Origin of the sequence: Ralstonia mojiangensis (genome assembly GCF_023955645.1) — a bacterium.
GTDB lineage: Bacteria > Pseudomonadota > Gammaproteobacteria > Burkholderiales > Burkholderiaceae > Ralstonia > Ralstonia mojiangensis.
Map to the genome: position 1 here is coordinate 158,011 of NZ_JAMXHU010000006.1, position 13,352 is coordinate 171,362.

11 protein-coding genes are annotated in these 13,352 nt (G+C 65.4%); 6 read left to right on the forward strand and 5 right to left on the reverse strand.

The genetic code is table 11. The features are described 5' to 3' along the window. Positions 1–2: 2 nt before the first annotated feature. Positions 3–1,094, reverse strand: coding sequence for an LLM class flavin-dependent oxidoreductase (locus tag NG898_RS24615; protein WP_252694894.1), 1,092 nt, complete (start codon positions 1,092–1,094; stop codon positions 3–5). A 197-nt stretch (positions 1,095–1,291) separates the two neighbouring features. On the opposite strand from NG898_RS24615, the gene NG898_RS24620 reads away from it, so the two are divergent. The 4 genes from NG898_RS24620 (at position 1,292) to NG898_RS24635 (ending at position 6,136) form a co-directional block, all read left to right on the forward strand. Further along, entirely contained in the window at positions 1,292–2,500 is a 1,209-nt protein-coding gene (locus NG898_RS24620; protein ID WP_252694895.1) for an acyl-CoA dehydrogenase family protein, read from the forward strand. Positions 2,501–2,560: 60 nt separating this feature from the next. Next, positions 2,561–3,217 (forward strand): cysteine dioxygenase family protein, encoded by a 657-nt coding sequence (locus tag NG898_RS24625; RefSeq protein ID WP_252694896.1) that lies wholly within the window; start codon positions 2,561–2,563, stop codon positions 3,215–3,217. After that, complete coding sequence (locus tag NG898_RS24630) at positions 3,214–4,854, forward strand: rhodanese-related sulfurtransferase (RefSeq protein WP_252694897.1); 1,641 nt, start codon at positions 3,214–3,216, stop codon at positions 4,852–4,854. Before NG898_RS24625 ends, NG898_RS24630 begins: the two co-directional genes overlap by 4 nt. A 394-nt stretch (positions 4,855–5,248) precedes the next feature. After that, positions 5,249–6,136 (forward strand): EamA family transporter, encoded by an 888-nt coding sequence (locus NG898_RS24635; RefSeq protein ID WP_252694898.1) that lies wholly within the window; start codon positions 5,249–5,251, stop codon positions 6,134–6,136. 15 nt (positions 6,137–6,151) lie between these two features. Here the strand turns inward: NG898_RS24635 and NG898_RS24640 are convergent, their stop codons facing one another. The 4 genes from NG898_RS24640 to NG898_RS24655 all read right to left on the reverse strand — a co-directional run bounded on the left by NG898_RS24640 (position 6,152) and on the right by NG898_RS24655 (position 11,417). Then, on the reverse strand, positions 6,152–8,161 hold the full coding sequence (locus NG898_RS24640; protein WP_252694899.1) for a putative bifunctional diguanylate cyclase/phosphodiesterase: 2,010 nt from the start codon (positions 8,159–8,161) through the stop codon (positions 6,152–6,154). Next, positions 8,158–8,730 carry a YfiR family protein gene (locus tag NG898_RS24645; protein WP_252694900.1) on the reverse strand — a complete coding sequence of 191 codons (573 nt, stop codon included), beginning with the start codon at positions 8,728–8,730 and terminating at the stop codon, positions 8,158–8,160. Before NG898_RS24645 ends, NG898_RS24640 begins: the two co-directional genes overlap by 4 nt. After that, positions 8,727–10,697 (reverse strand): TonB-dependent receptor plug domain-containing protein, encoded by a 1,971-nt coding sequence (locus tag NG898_RS24650; protein WP_252694901.1) that lies wholly within the window; start codon positions 10,695–10,697, stop codon positions 8,727–8,729. Before NG898_RS24650 ends, NG898_RS24645 begins: the two co-directional genes overlap by 4 nt. Before the next feature lie 300 nt (positions 10,698–10,997). Beyond that, a complete protein-coding gene (locus tag NG898_RS24655; RefSeq protein WP_252694902.1) occupies positions 10,998–11,417 on the reverse strand; it encodes a F0F1 ATP synthase subunit epsilon in 420 nt (139 codons plus the stop codon). Positions 11,418–11,649: 232 nt separating this feature from the next. On the opposite strand from NG898_RS24655, the gene NG898_RS24660 reads away from it, so the two are divergent. Then, positions 11,650–12,585: a LysR substrate-binding domain-containing protein gene (locus NG898_RS24660; RefSeq protein ID WP_252694903.1), complete on the forward strand. Its 936-nt coding sequence runs from the start codon at positions 11,650–11,652 to the stop codon at positions 12,583–12,585. Between the two features lie 45 nt (positions 12,586–12,630). Then, a complete protein-coding gene (locus tag NG898_RS24665; protein ID WP_252694904.1) occupies positions 12,631–13,314 on the forward strand; it encodes an HAD family hydrolase in 684 nt (227 codons plus the stop codon). The last annotated feature ends 38 nt before the right edge of the window (positions 13,315–13,352 follow it).

Sequence of the window (13,352 nt, forward strand, 5' to 3'; positions counted from 1 at the left end):
CCTCACGCGGCCTTGCGCTGCGCATCGCGCTGCGCCACCAGCTCGCGCACATGCGGGATGAGCGTGCGACCGTAATCCACCACGTCTTCCAGCGGATCAAAACCGCGGATCAGGAAGGTGGTGACGCCCAGGTCGTAGTAGTCGAGCAGCGCATCGGCCACCTGCTCAGGCGTGCCGACCAGCGCAGTGGAGTTGGAGCGTCCGCCGGTTTCCTTGGCGATGGCCGTCCACAAACGTTTGTCGACGCGCTCGCCTTGTTCGGCTGCCGCGAGCAGGCGGCGTGCGCCCTCGCTCTGTTGCGGGCCGCCTCGGCTGTAGCCCTGCTGCACACGCAGCGCGCGGGTCCGCTCAAGGATGTTCTCTGCCCGTGCCCAGGCGGCGTCTTCCGTTTCCGCCAGGATCGGGCGGAACGACACAGAGAACCGGATGCTGCGCCCGTGCTTGGCGGCTTCGGCCCGCACGCGCGTCGTCAGATCGCGCACCTGGTCGAGCGATTCACCCCACAGCGCATACACGTCGGCATGCTTGCCGGCCACCTCGACGGCCACGTCCGAAGCACCACCGAAGTAGATCGGCACATGGGGCTTCTGTGTGGGCTTCACTTCAGAGAAACCCTGCTCGAAGCGATAGAACGCGCCCTCGTGGTCGAACGGCTTCGACTCTGTCCAGATGCGCCGCAGGATGCCAAGGTATTCGTCCGTGCGGGCATAGCGCTGGTCGTGGTCGAGGTAATCGCCATCGCGGCGTTGCTCGCTGTCGGACCCGCCCGAGATGAAGTGCACCCCCAGGCGGCCACCGGTGAACTGATCCAGCGTGGCGATCTGGCGCGCGGCCAGCGTCGGATTGGTAAACCCCGGCCGGTGCGCGAGCATGAAGTGAATGCGTTCCGTCAGCGCCGCTGCGTACGAGATCGTGAGCGTGGCCGACGGCCCCGTCGAGTGGTGCGGCACGAGAATGCGATCAAAGCCGGCCTGCTCGTGCGCCTGCGCAAAGGCACGTACGTAATCGCGGTCGATCACCGGCCCGTTCGGTTCGGGCGGGTGAATTTCAGACTGCTTCTGGCTTTGGATCATGCCGATGAAATCGACGCTCATGCTGGCTCCGTTCTACATATCGTTAGAAGGCGGGCAAGGCGTCACGCCCCGCCGTGAATGCGAATGAAGTTACGTCATCACCAGCATTGCACTAACGAATAATTTCAACGCTGCATATACGGCATAGGTCGTTCGCGTCGCGTGGCAACCCGGATACGCTGTGCGCCAATGTCACCTGCTTCGCACATCGCATCGCCATGTCGCCTGCTCCCTTGCATCGCCTGCCAACGCCGCCCGACCGGCTTGCCGAAGTGCTGGCCACCATTGCTCCGCAGCTGGCCGCGTCCGCCGCAGAGCACGATCTGCAAGGCAGCTTCCCACACGACAACTTTGCGCTGCTGCACACCTCGGGCCTGATCGCGCAAGTCATTCCGCAAACGCATGGCGGTGGCGGCGCCGGCTTGCAGACGGCACGCCAGATCATTGCGTCCATCGCACATGCCGATGCGGCCACCGCGCTTGTGCTGACCATGACGTACCTGCAGCACCGCGCCATCGCGCGTGCCGATACACGCTGGCCGGCGCATGTCAGGCAACAGGTGTTTGCCAGCGCCCTGAACGCGGGCGCGCTCATCAACGCGCTGCGCGTGGAGCCTGACCTGGGCACGCCCGCACGCGGTGGCTTGCCCGCCACCGTGGCAACGCGTGTCGGAAACAACTGGCGCATCCGGGGCCGCAAGCTCTACAGCACCGGCAGCCCTGCCCTGCGTTGGCTGGCCGTGTGGGGCCGCACCGATGGAGCCGAGCCGCGCGTGGGGATCTTTCTCGTGCCGCGCCCGTTGCCGGAAACACCGGGCATCCGCATTGAAGAAACCTGGAACCACCTCGGCCTGCGTGCCTCGGGCAGCCACGACGTCATCCTCGAAGATGTGGAGATTCCGCTCGACCACGCAGTCGACATCCGCCCCGCTGCGGAATGGGCGGCGCACGGTGCCACACAAGCCGACACCGGTGCGCAACTCGACCAGCAGGCGTGGATGACCGTGCTGCTCGGCAGCCTGTACGACGCGGTGGCGCAGGCCGCGCGCGACTGGCTTGTCCAGTTTCTGAACACGCGGGCACCGGCCAACCTGGGCGGGCCGCTGGCCACGCTGCCGCGCATGCAGGAGTCGGCGGGCGAGATTACGGCTGCGCTGCGCACCAACCGCGTGCTGCTCGATCATGCAGCCGAGGCAGCGGATGCGGGCGCCCCGCTTTCCATCACGGATAGCGGGCTCCTCAAGTACACGGTCACCACCAACGCGATCCGCGCCGTGGAGCTGGCGCTGCAGCTGTCCGGTAACCACGGCCTGTCGCGCCACAACCCGCTGGAGCGCCACTATCGCGATGTGCTGTGCAGCCGCATCCACACGCCGCAGAACGATTCCATCCTGCTGGCAGCCGGCCGCACTGCCCTCGGGGTTTAGCTGGACGCCGCCCATCAAGTCCAGCAAGATGCACCGAAACCCCACATCAGGAACCCGCCGATGAGCACACCTGCCCTCGCTGCCGTTTCCGCTGCTGTTTCCTCTGCGGCACCCGCAACCCAGTCCATCGCGCCGCTGCGTGATTTCGTGACGGCGCTGTCTCGCCTGCTGGATCAGCAGCCGACCGAAGCCGAGATCCTCTCGCGCGCCGGTACCCTGCTCGGCGCGCTCGTCGCCCGCGACGACTGGTTGCCCGCTGAATACGCCCAGCCGCACCCCGAGCACTTCCAGCAGTTCCTGCTGCATGCCGATTCGGGCGAGCGCTTTTCCATCGTCAGCTTTGTCTGGGGCCCTGGCCAGCGCACACCCATTCACGACCACACCACGTGGGGCCTGATCGGCATGCTCCGCGGCGCTGAATACTCGCAATCGTTCAAGCTCGACGCGCAAGGCAAACCCCAACCCGAGGGCCCCGCCATCCGCCTGGAGCCCGGCGCTGTGGAGCACGTCTCGCCGCGCGTGGGCGACATCCACCGCGTGCACAACGCCTTTGACGATCGCACGTCGATCAGCATCCACGTGTACGGCGGCAACATCGGCGGCATCCACCGCTCCGTCTATACGGAAGACGGCGAGCGCAAGCCGTTCGTCTCCGGCTATTCGAATACCCATCTGCCCAATCTCTGGGATCGCTCCAAGGACGCGCATGCATCATGAGCACCACCATCGACGCCATCGAATCGCCAGTCGCTGCGCCGCTGGCCGAAACTCACGTCCCGACGCTGGCGTATGCCGACGTGCGCGCCGCTCTGCTGGCCCGCAAGGAGATCGCGCTGGTCGACGTCCGCGAGGAAGACCCGTATGCCCAGGCGCACCCGCTGTGGGCAGCCAACCTGCCGCTCTCCCGGCTGGAGCTGGAAGCGCGGTCGCGCATTCCGCGCCGCGATACGTTGATCGTGCTGTATGGCGAGCACGACGGCGTGGACCTCGCCCCGCGCGCGGCGGCCAAGCTGGCTGAACTCGGCTATACGCGCGTGTACCTGCTCGAAGGCGGCCTAGATGGCTGGCGCGCAGCCGGCGGCGAGGTGTTCCAAGACGTGAACGTGCCCAGCAAGGCCTTTGGCGAATACGTGGAGGCGCACCGCCATACGCCGTCGTTCAGCGCGCAGGAAGTCAAAGCGCTGCTCGACGCCAAGCGCGACGTGGTCGTCGTCGATGCCCGCCGCTATGAAGAGTTTCAGACCATGAGCATCCCCACGGCGACGAGCGTGCCGGGCGCCGAGTTGGTGTTGCGCATCCGCGAGCTGGCGCCGGACCCGAGCACGCAGGTCATCGTCAATTGCGCGGGACGCACGCGCAGCATCATCGGCACGCAATCGCTCGTGAATGCCGGCATTCCCAACCCGGTGGCGGCACTGCGCAATGGCACCATCGGCTGGCTGCTCGCCGATCAGGTGCTGGACCATGGCGCCAGCCGCCGTCACCCGCAGGACGTGTCTGCCGAAACACGCGCGCAGGCACAGGCCGATGCGCGCGCCGTGGCCGAACGCGCCAACGTCCCGCGCATTGCGCTGGCTGACGTTGCCAAACTGGAGGCGCCGGACCGCACGCTCTACAAGCTCGACGTGCGCACGCCCGAGGAATACGCCGCCGGCCACCTACCCGGTTTTGCCAGCGCGCCCGGCGGGCAGCTTGTGCAGGAGACGGATCACACGGCCGCCGTCCGCGGTGCCCGCATCGTCCTGGCCGATGACGACGGCGTGCGCGCCGACATGTCCGCCTCGTGGCTCGCACAAATGGGCTGGGAGGTCTATGTCGTCGATCCGGTCGACGCCAGCGAGCGCAGCGTCACCGGCGCGGGGCAGACACCTGCCCCGCAACCACCCGCCGTGCGCACGGTTGACGCCCGCGCCCTGGCCGGCTGGCTGGAAGCGGGCGACACCGCCGTCATTGACGTCACACGCAGCGCCAACTACGTTGCGCGGCATATTCCGGGCGCGTGGTTTGCCGTGCGCTCGGACCTGCCGGCGGCGCTCGCGCGCATCCCGGCCGCACGCCGCTATGTGCTGACCTGTGGCACCAGCCAGCTCGCCCGCTTTGCCGCCGCCGACCTTGCCGATCTGACGCAAGCCGAAGTGTGGGTGCTCGACGGAGGCACCGCAGCATGGGTGGCCGCCGGCCTGCCCGTTGAAACCGGCGAGACCCACCTGGCCTCAGCCCGCATCGACCGCTATCGCCGCCCGTATGAAGGCACGAGCGCGCCGCGCACCGCCATGCAGGCCTATCTCGACTGGGAGTTCGGGCTGGTGGAGCAGCTGCGGCGCGACGGAACGCACGGGTTCCGGGTTATCTGAGGGGCCGCCAAGGTTCGGAACGTCACGCTTGGCGTTCTGAACTCGACACTTGGGGTTCCAACACCCCACGCTTGAGGTTCCGGACGCCGCGCTTGAGGTTCCGAACCCCACCGGTGGCGTTCGGAACGTGACCGGGGGCGTTCAGAACCTCGATATCTCGTAGTCCGAACGCCGGCATTGAGGTTCGGAACCCCATGCATGGGGTTCCAAACCCCGCACGCCGGGTTCGTAACCCCAAACGTGAGGTCTGGAACCCCGTGATTGGCGTCTCAAACTCCACATACGCCTCCGCTCACTTGCTTGCTAACGCCGCTCACAACGAGCGATAACAAAACTCGTTTTGCGCATAAGCCGGCGTTGAGTAGCATCGGGACTTCCTCGCAGAGGTTCCGTCATGTCCCCCTTCATCGCCCTGTGCCTGCTCATCACCTACGTGGTGTGGGGCACAACGTATCTCGCCATCCGTTTTGCGCTGACCGATCTGCCGCCCTTTCTGATGATGGGCTCGCGCTTTCTGGCGGCGGCGTTGCTGCTCGCCCCGCTGGTCGTGCTGCGACAGCGCAGGCAGCCCGAAGAGCGGCCAACCCTGCGCCAGGTCCGCAACTGCGCGCTCATCGGTGCGTTCATGCTGGTGGGCGGCATGGGCATGACGGCGGTGGCCGAGCAGACCATCTCGTCGGGTGCGACCACGGTGATGATCGCGTCAATGCCGCTGTTCTCCACGCTCTGGACGCTGCTGGCCGGCGGCCGCCTGCGTGCATATGAGATTGGCGCCATCGCGCTGGGCAGCATCGGGATTGCGGTGCTGTTTCGCGGGGCAGAGTTTCAGGCCAGCACGGTCGGCGTGCTGGCGCTGACCACCGCCATTGCTTCGTGGTCATTCGGCTCGCAGCTCTCCAAACGTATCGACATGCCCAAGGGCATGATGGCGTTCGTGCTGGAGATGGCCTTTGGCGGTGTAGCGCTCGTGCTGCTCAGTCTGATCACCGGCGAAACGTGGCCCAGCCACATCGGCATGCATGCCGCGCTTGCGTGGGGCTACCTGGTGGTGTTCGGCTCGGCCATCGCATTCACGGCCTACATGGCGCTGGTGGAACGCGTGTCCACCGTCATGGCGACAAGCTATGTGTATGTGAATCCGCCCATCGCGCTGCTGATGGGCGCATGGCTGGCCGATGAATTGGTCGCACCGCAGACGCTGGGCGCAACGGGCATCATCCTCGCGGCCGTGGTGGTGCTGACGGCCGGGGCAACGCGGGCGGCGCGGCGGGCGGTGGCTTGAACGTCTGCATGACCATTAGCCCGCCAACGACGACGGCAACGACGCGCTCGGCGCCGCCTCGTCTTCGGCACACGCGGTGCCGCTGTCCGCAGCATTGTCCAGGCGGTTGAGCCACGCCATCAACGTGTCGGCTTGCTGGGGGCGCGAGAACAAGTAGCCTTGTCCCAGGTCGCATCCAGCCTCACGCAGCAACGCGAGCTGCTCGGGGTCTTCCACGCCTTCGGCCACGACCTGCATGCGCAGGCTGTGCGCCATGGCGATCACCGCACCGGCAATGGCCTCGCCGTCGCCGGGCATGCGTTGTACGAAGCTGCGGTCGATCTTGAGCTTCTGGATGGGGAAACGCTGCAGATACGCCAGCGACGAGTACCCGGTGCCGAAATCGTCGATCGACAGGCTGATGCCGGCCGCGTGCAGGGATTCGAGCAGCGCGATGTTTGTCTCGATGTCTTCCATCAGCACGCTTTCCGTAATTTCGAGTTCGAGCTGATGCGGCGGCATGCCAGTTTCGCGCAGCACGTCCATGACGTTCTCCACGAGGGCCGGATCGCGCGTCTGCCGCGCCGACAGGTTGACGGCCACCCGCAGCGTGATGCCGTCTTCGCGCATCCAGCGCACGGCCTGTTCGCACGCGGTGCGTAACACCCACAGGCCGAGCGGGACGATCAGGCCGGTTTCTTCCGCCACAGCGATGAACTCGCCAGGGCCGATCAGGCCGATCTCCGGATGGCGCCAACGCACCAATGCTTCCACGCCATAGACGTTTGCCTTGCAGAGCACCGCATCGTGCGCGTCTTCGGTGCGCAGGCGCACCTGCGGCTGGTAGGCCAGCAGCAGTTCTTCGCGATCGAGCGCGCGGCGCAGATCGGCTTCCACGCGCAGGCGGCGGCGCGCCTGCTGGTCCATCTCCGAAGTGAAGCTGGCCGCGGCATTCTTGCCGTGGTTTTTGGCGTGGTACATCGCCGTGTCGGCGTTGCGCGTGAGCACCTGAACGTCGCGTGCGTCATGCGGATAGAGGCTCACGCCCACGCTCGCCGTTACGTAGATCTGATGCAGGTCGAGTGCAAACGGCGCCGCCAGCGCGGCAAGAATGCGTTTGGCCAATCCGTCGGCCAGCGTTGCCGCTTCCGTGTCGGCAATCTGCGCCCGGCCGGACAGCTCAGCGATCACCGCAAACTCATCCCCCCCGATGCGGCACAACACGGCACGCAAGTTGGCTTGGTCGATCACGTCGTTCAGCCGCCGTGCAACCTGGCGCAGCAGTCGGTCGCCGTTGTTGTGGCCCAGCGTGTCGTTGACGACCTTGAAGTTGTCGAGATCCAGCAGGAGCAGCCCCACTGCACCCGCCTGGCCCGCGCGCTTGAGCGACACCTGCAGGCGCTCGTTGAAGGCGTGCCGGTTCGGCAGTTCAGTGACCGAATCGATGTGGGCGAGGTAATCCAGATGCGCCTCTGCCTGCAGCACAGCGCGGCGCATACGGGCGATCACGAGATACGCGAGGCCCATCGCGCCGATACCCACCGACACCGTGAGCACGGCGTAGCCAAGCAGTTGCATGTACAGCTCGGTCAGGCTGGAGCGCACCACCACATAGCCGATCACGCGACGCTCAGATTCCACGGGTTCCACCACCTCCAGGGTGGTGAGCGTGGACACATCCGAGTCCCGCAGCATGGCGGCATCGGGCGCGCGCACCGGTGCGGCATCGCCGTGCTGATACAACGCCAGCGGCTTGCGCAGTGCGCTGAAAATGCCGGCGGCACGCAGCGGCGGCGATGCCTCCAGCGCCGCCAGGGTTTCTTCCGCCGCGCGACGGTCATTGAAGAGCAGCGCGGCCACGCTGTTGGCGCCCACGATGCGCGCCTGCACGTGCACGTCGCGCACCAACGCCGCATGCAGCGCGATGAACTGGAACACGATGAGCAGGAAGCCGGCGATGGTCAGCGCTGCGCCAGCGCCTGCCATGTTGGCCCGCACCATGGAGTGCCCCAATCGAGGCCGTGGAGTCATGATGGACTCGCTCATTGCACGGTCCTCGCTAGCCGCAGCAGTTGTGAGCTGAGCTGAAGATGGGCTTGCCGCGCAGCCACGGCATCGATGTCGAAGACCACGCGATCGTCATGCAGGGCCAAGGCGATCATCGGCTCCGGGTTGCCGGCTGCGCGCTGGCTCTTTGGGCTGTCGGACACTGTCAGCACGGGCGCAGCCGGATCGACGCGCACACCGTTCGGGGTACGCGCATCAAACACGAGGACATGGCATCCGGCGACGGTGCCGTCGTTGATCTTCCGGATTTCCAGGCGGTGTCCGCGCACGGGTTTTCCTGTCAATTTTTCCAAGGCCGCCTGCAATGGATGCTGGGCAGTTACGCACACCACCATCGGGGCGTCGGCCTGCATGACGTCGGCCGGCCAGTTGGTGAACAGTGCGAAGTTGTAGATGAAAGCCGCCTTGACCTGCACCTCGCTGGCCTGCATCTGCGCGTGTGTGGCGCCCATGCATGCCACGCCCGCCAGCACGGCACCCAGCACCGCGCAGAATCTGCGCGGGCCGGGTCTTCGGGCGCGTCGGACGCTGCCGTGCGGGGTGCTCATCGGAAGGTGTAGGTAAATTTCAGGCGAAAGGCACGGCCATCCTGCTCGATTGACGACTGTGGTTGTTCCGGCCCGGCCGGATCCGCATAGCGCCGATCAAACAGGTTGTAGACGCTGGCCGACATCTCCAGGTTGGGCGCCAACTGTGCTGCCAACAAGGTCAGGTTGGCGATCCAGTAACCGCCCACCTGGCCAGCGGTCGTCAGCCGATTGCTGATGTACTGCGCCTCCACCCCAGCACGCCAGTCGCTGCGCCACACAGGCGTGGTGGCGTTGAGCTTGAGCATGTGACGCGGCGAGTTGCTCAGCGCCTGGCCAGTATCAAGATTTTCGGAACGCTGGAAGCTGTAGCTCGTGCGCAGGCGCGTGCCGCCGGCCCAGTTCTGCTCGTAGCCGAGTTCTGCGCCGCGCGTGCGCACGCGCGCTACGTTGCTGAAAAAGAGCAGCCCAGTGTTCGGGTCTTCGCTCTGGCTGATCAGGTTGGAAACGTTGTTCTGAAACACCGACAACGTCGCCTTGCCGCCCGCGGCAACTTGTTGTTCGACCACCGTTTCATACGTGCGGATGCGTTCGGCCGACAGCCCATTGGTGACCTGCTGGCCGCCGGGCGCGCTGGTCTGGTAGTTCAGCTCGTAATCGTTGGGCGCGCGATAGGCCATGCCGTAGATCGCCTTGACGGTGGTCGTTGGGGCGGCATGCCAGATCAGGCCCACGCGCGGGCTGAAGATGCCCGGCGCAAAACTCGTGTGGTCGTAGCGCAGGCCCGTATCCAGCACCCAATCCCGATGGAGCAGGAATTGATCCTGCACATACACGCCCACGCGGTTGTTGTTCCGATGGTCATCGAGGTAACTGGCGTACGGCACCGTATCGAAATTGCGCATTGCATCACGGTAGTCGCGTTGCAGCTCCGTGCCGATGACCAGCGTGTGGCGCTCGATGCGGCGCGTCACGAGCTTGAATTCCGTGCCGTACCACGCAGTGTCGAATAGATCGCGGTTGATGCCGACCGGCGGTGGGCTGTATGCATAGTCTCCCTGCGAGACATAGCGGCCCCAGAACAGTCGCGCCGTCACGTCGGTCGTGTCGTCCAGCGCGTGCTGCCACGTGCCGTTGAACATCTGCCGCGTATCGACGGTGCGCGAGCGCGTGTCGTTGAAGCTCTGGTCGTACGGGGCCGTCGGCACGCCCTTCGTACGATCGACGTAGCCGAAGGTCAGCCCGAACTCGCCAAAACTTCCCTTGGCAAACAGGCGCTTGGCGCGGTCGTAATCCATGCCGCGGGCCACGCCGTCGCTCACGCCGGGCTGGTTGAACTCGGGAAAGTAGAGATCGCGCCCGGGGGCATCGTTCACGCTGGCCGACAGCAGCCATTCGGCGCCGTTCTCTGCCCGCTTGCCCCAGGTCACGCGCGCATCGCGCGCATTGGCGCTGCCCGTTGATCCGCTGGCCTGCACGCCGTCAATGTCACGGCCGCGCTTGGTGATGATGTTGATCACACCGAATAGCGCGTTCGATCCGTACACCGCCGAGCCCGCTCCGGGCACGTACTCCACCCGCTCGATCAGGTCGACGTCCAGGATGGCTTCGGTGCCGACGGACGCTTGGTCGAAGATAGGGTCGTTGGTGCGATGACCGTCAATCAGCAACAGGAAGCGGGTGTCGTAGTCGCCCGCGCGCAAGAAGCCGCGGGCGCCCAGCGTGGTGTAGTTGCGGTCGTAATTGGTGTAGAGCCCCGGCAGACTGCCCAGGATGTCGGCCAGCGTGCGCCAGCCGTAGGCTTTGATGTCTGCCGCGGTGATGACCGAGACGTTGGCGGGTGCCTCATTTGCGGCTTGCGCGTACTTGGACGCCCCGGTGACGACCTGCACCTGCATGAGTTGCTCGATGGGTAGCGCAGTCAGATCTGCGACATCTGTTTGTGCCAGCCCGGGCTGGGAAAGCAGCGCACCGACTACCGCAAACATTTGCGTACATCGCTTTCGGGCGAGCGGCGCTCGCGCCAAGCGCAGAGGCAACGCAAATGAGTGCTCGGCACTCAGGTGTTTCCGGCAACCGAGCGCAAGCGCACCGGCAATCACAACAAGGGGCGACATCAGCAGAACCGGCAGAACCGATCACGTCGATGGAACGACGTTCAGCGGGAGTTCGATAGTTCTGCTCTAAAACGGAGAACCAGCGCGGTTCTTTACCCCACCCCGGGTGGGGCGACACGTCAGCGCCGTTGTGGTGTAGCGGCAGTACAGGCCATTTGTGACGGCCAAGGCTCAGCGGCGGCGCTTGCGCAAACGTTCAATGGCGGCCAGTTGGGCAACGGCTTCAGCCAGTTCAGCCTGCGCACGTGCGTAATCGAATTTGCTGTTGCTGTTCTGCATGTGCTCTTCTGCCGCCTTGCGGGCTTGCTCGGCTTTGACCTCATCCAGGTCGTGGGCGCGCACAGCGGTGTCTGCCAGCACAATGACCTGCTCGGGTTGCACATCGACAAAGCCGCCGGCCACGAAGAGGATCACCTCTTCGTCGTTTTCCTGCGTGACACGGACGGTGCCAGGACGCAGGCGCGTAAGCAGACGTTCATGGCCGGGCAGGATGCCCAGTTCACCCTCGGTGCCGGGGATGACCACAAACTTGGCGTTGCCTTCGTACAGCCGTTCTTCTGCCGTGACGACATCGACCTTCAGCACCGGCATGGTGTCTCCTCTGTTACGCGCATAGGTTCACACGGTAGCATGATGTGCGCCCGGCGCCCTCCTCGCAACTTGCTCCCATTCAGCGCACTTTTCGTTGACAAGCTCGTGGCACTTGACCACCGCCCACACGCGCAGCCTTGGCTGACCGTAAGGTTTCACAGTATGTAGCGTCACAAACGCTGCCTAGACTGTGCGGCTGACGATCAGAAAGACATATCAGGGAAACACAAGCATGCTGGGCGATCTATTGATGTCGTTCTTCGAAGTGGCGCGCCAGGGCAGCGTCACCTCGGCTGCCAAGCACCTGCGTCTGTCGCAGCCGACCGTGACCGGACGCATCCGCCAATTGGAAGAGATGTACGGCGTAGAACTGTTCCACCGCCGCGGCAGCCGGCTGGATCTCTCCGACTTGGGCGTAAGCCTCATGCCCATCGTCGAGCGCCTTGCGCAGCAGGAAGGCGACGTCGATTTTCTCCTGCGCAATGCCGGCGATCTGCGCACCGGCAACCTGCGCGTGGGCGCCACGGGCCCTTACTACATCCTGCCCAGCGTGGCGGCGTTTCGCGCGCGGCATCCGACCATCGAGATCACCATCGAATTTGGCAATTCGCAGCAGATGCTCGAGGCGCTGTCGGAGGTGCGCATCGACCTGGCCGTTTCGTCGCACGCGGTGGATGACGAACGCCTGCATCGCATCACGCTGGCGGAAGACACCATGGTGCTGGTCGTGCCGCTCGACCACGCGCTTGCGCGGCGCCCTGGCATCGCGTTGGATGACGTTGCCGGCTGCCAGTTACTGATGCGCGAACCGGGCTCCGTCACCCGTCGGGTTACCGAAGACGCGTTCGCCGCAGCCGGTATCGAGCCAGCCAGCACGAGCATCATCGGCAGCCGCGAAGCCATTTACGAGGCGATCAGCCTAGGGCTTGGCTGCAGCATCGTCCCCGCACGTGAAGCACCGCGCCGGCCGGACGTGCGCGTGCTGCCGTTTGCAGACAACGCGCCGGTCATCCACGAATACCTGTACTTCCTGAAGGAGCGCAAGGACGCACGGCTGGTACGCGCATTCCTCGACTGCCTGAACCCGCAGGTTGCGCAGGCACCGAAGAAAAACGCCAATGCGTTCATCGCCAAAGTTATGGCGATGGACACAGCCGCGACGCGCTAGGGCCGTAACCTCGCGGTTTTTCAACCGCCCCCGCCCGCCTGCTGTATGCAATCGCTTGCCCTGTTCGACCTGGACCACACCCTGCTGCCCATTGACAGCGAATACGAATGGGGCCGCTTCCTGGTCGCCCAGGGCGCCGTGGATCGAAGCGTCTTCGAGCAAGCCAATGAACGCTGGATGCGGGAATACCTCGACGGCACGCTCGACTTCGCGCGACACGCGCGCTTCTCGCTCGGCTTGCTGGCGCAGCACCCGCGCACACGGCTCGACGCCTGGCGTGCCACATTCTTGCGCGACATCATCACACCCGCCATGCTGCCGCGCGCGCGGCAACTGGTCGACACACACCTGCGCGCGGGCGACCTTTGCTGCATCGTCACCGCCACGCACCGCTACCTGACTGAGCCGATTGCCGCCGCATTCAACGTGCCGCATCTACTGGCGGTCGAAGGCGAGACCCTCAACGGTCAGAGCGATGGCGCGTTCACCGGCAACCCGCTCGGCACCGCCACGTTTGGCGCAGGCAAGATCGTGCGCGTGACGGAGTGGCTCGCGCAGCGCGGCCAGCGCATGACGGACTTCTCGCGCACCGTGTTCTACAGCGACTCGCGCAACGACCTGCCGCTGCTCGAAGCCGTTTCGCATCCGGTGGCCGTGAGCCCCGACACCACCTTGCGGGCCGTGGCCGAATCGCGCGGCTGGCCCATCGTCGAACTCTTTGCTGCCTGAAAACGAAAACGCCCGCGCGGCCTGACCCGTGCGGGCGT

Excerpts from the sequence above, each read along its gene's own strand:
- NG898_RS24635 (WP_252694898.1), top strand. The coding sequence starts at position 5,249 with ATGTCCCCCTTCATCGCCCTGTGCCTGCTCATCACCTACGTGGTGTGG.
- NG898_RS24630 (WP_252694897.1), top strand. The coding sequence starts at position 3,214 with ATGAGCACCACCATCGACGCCATCGAATCGCCAGTCGCTGCGCCGCTG.
- NG898_RS24615 (WP_252694894.1), bottom strand. The coding sequence starts at position 1,094 with ATGAGCGTCGATTTCATCGGCATGATCCAAAGCCAGAAGCAGTCTGAA.
- NG898_RS24655 (WP_252694902.1), bottom strand. The coding sequence starts at position 11,417 with ATGCCGGTGCTGAAGGTCGATGTCGTCACGGCAGAAGAACGGCTGTAC.
- NG898_RS24660 (WP_252694903.1), top strand. The coding sequence starts at position 11,650 with ATGCTGGGCGATCTATTGATGTCGTTCTTCGAAGTGGCGCGCCAGGGC.
- NG898_RS24665 (WP_252694904.1), top strand. The coding sequence starts at position 12,631 with ATGCAATCGCTTGCCCTGTTCGACCTGGACCACACCCTGCTGCCCATT.
- NG898_RS24620 (WP_252694895.1), top strand. The coding sequence starts at position 1,292 with ATGTCGCCTGCTCCCTTGCATCGCCTGCCAACGCCGCCCGACCGGCTT.
- NG898_RS24645 (WP_252694900.1), bottom strand. The coding sequence starts at position 8,730 with ATGAGCACCCCGCACGGCAGCGTCCGACGCGCCCGAAGACCCGGCCCG.
- NG898_RS24625 (WP_252694896.1), top strand. The coding sequence starts at position 2,561 with ATGAGCACACCTGCCCTCGCTGCCGTTTCCGCTGCTGTTTCCTCTGCG.
- NG898_RS24640 (WP_252694899.1), bottom strand. The coding sequence starts at position 8,161 with ATGAGCGAGTCCATCATGACTCCACGGCCTCGATTGGGGCACTCCATG.
- NG898_RS24650 (WP_252694901.1), bottom strand. The coding sequence starts at position 10,697 with ATGTTTGCGGTAGTCGGTGCGCTGCTTTCCCAGCCCGGGCTGGCACAA.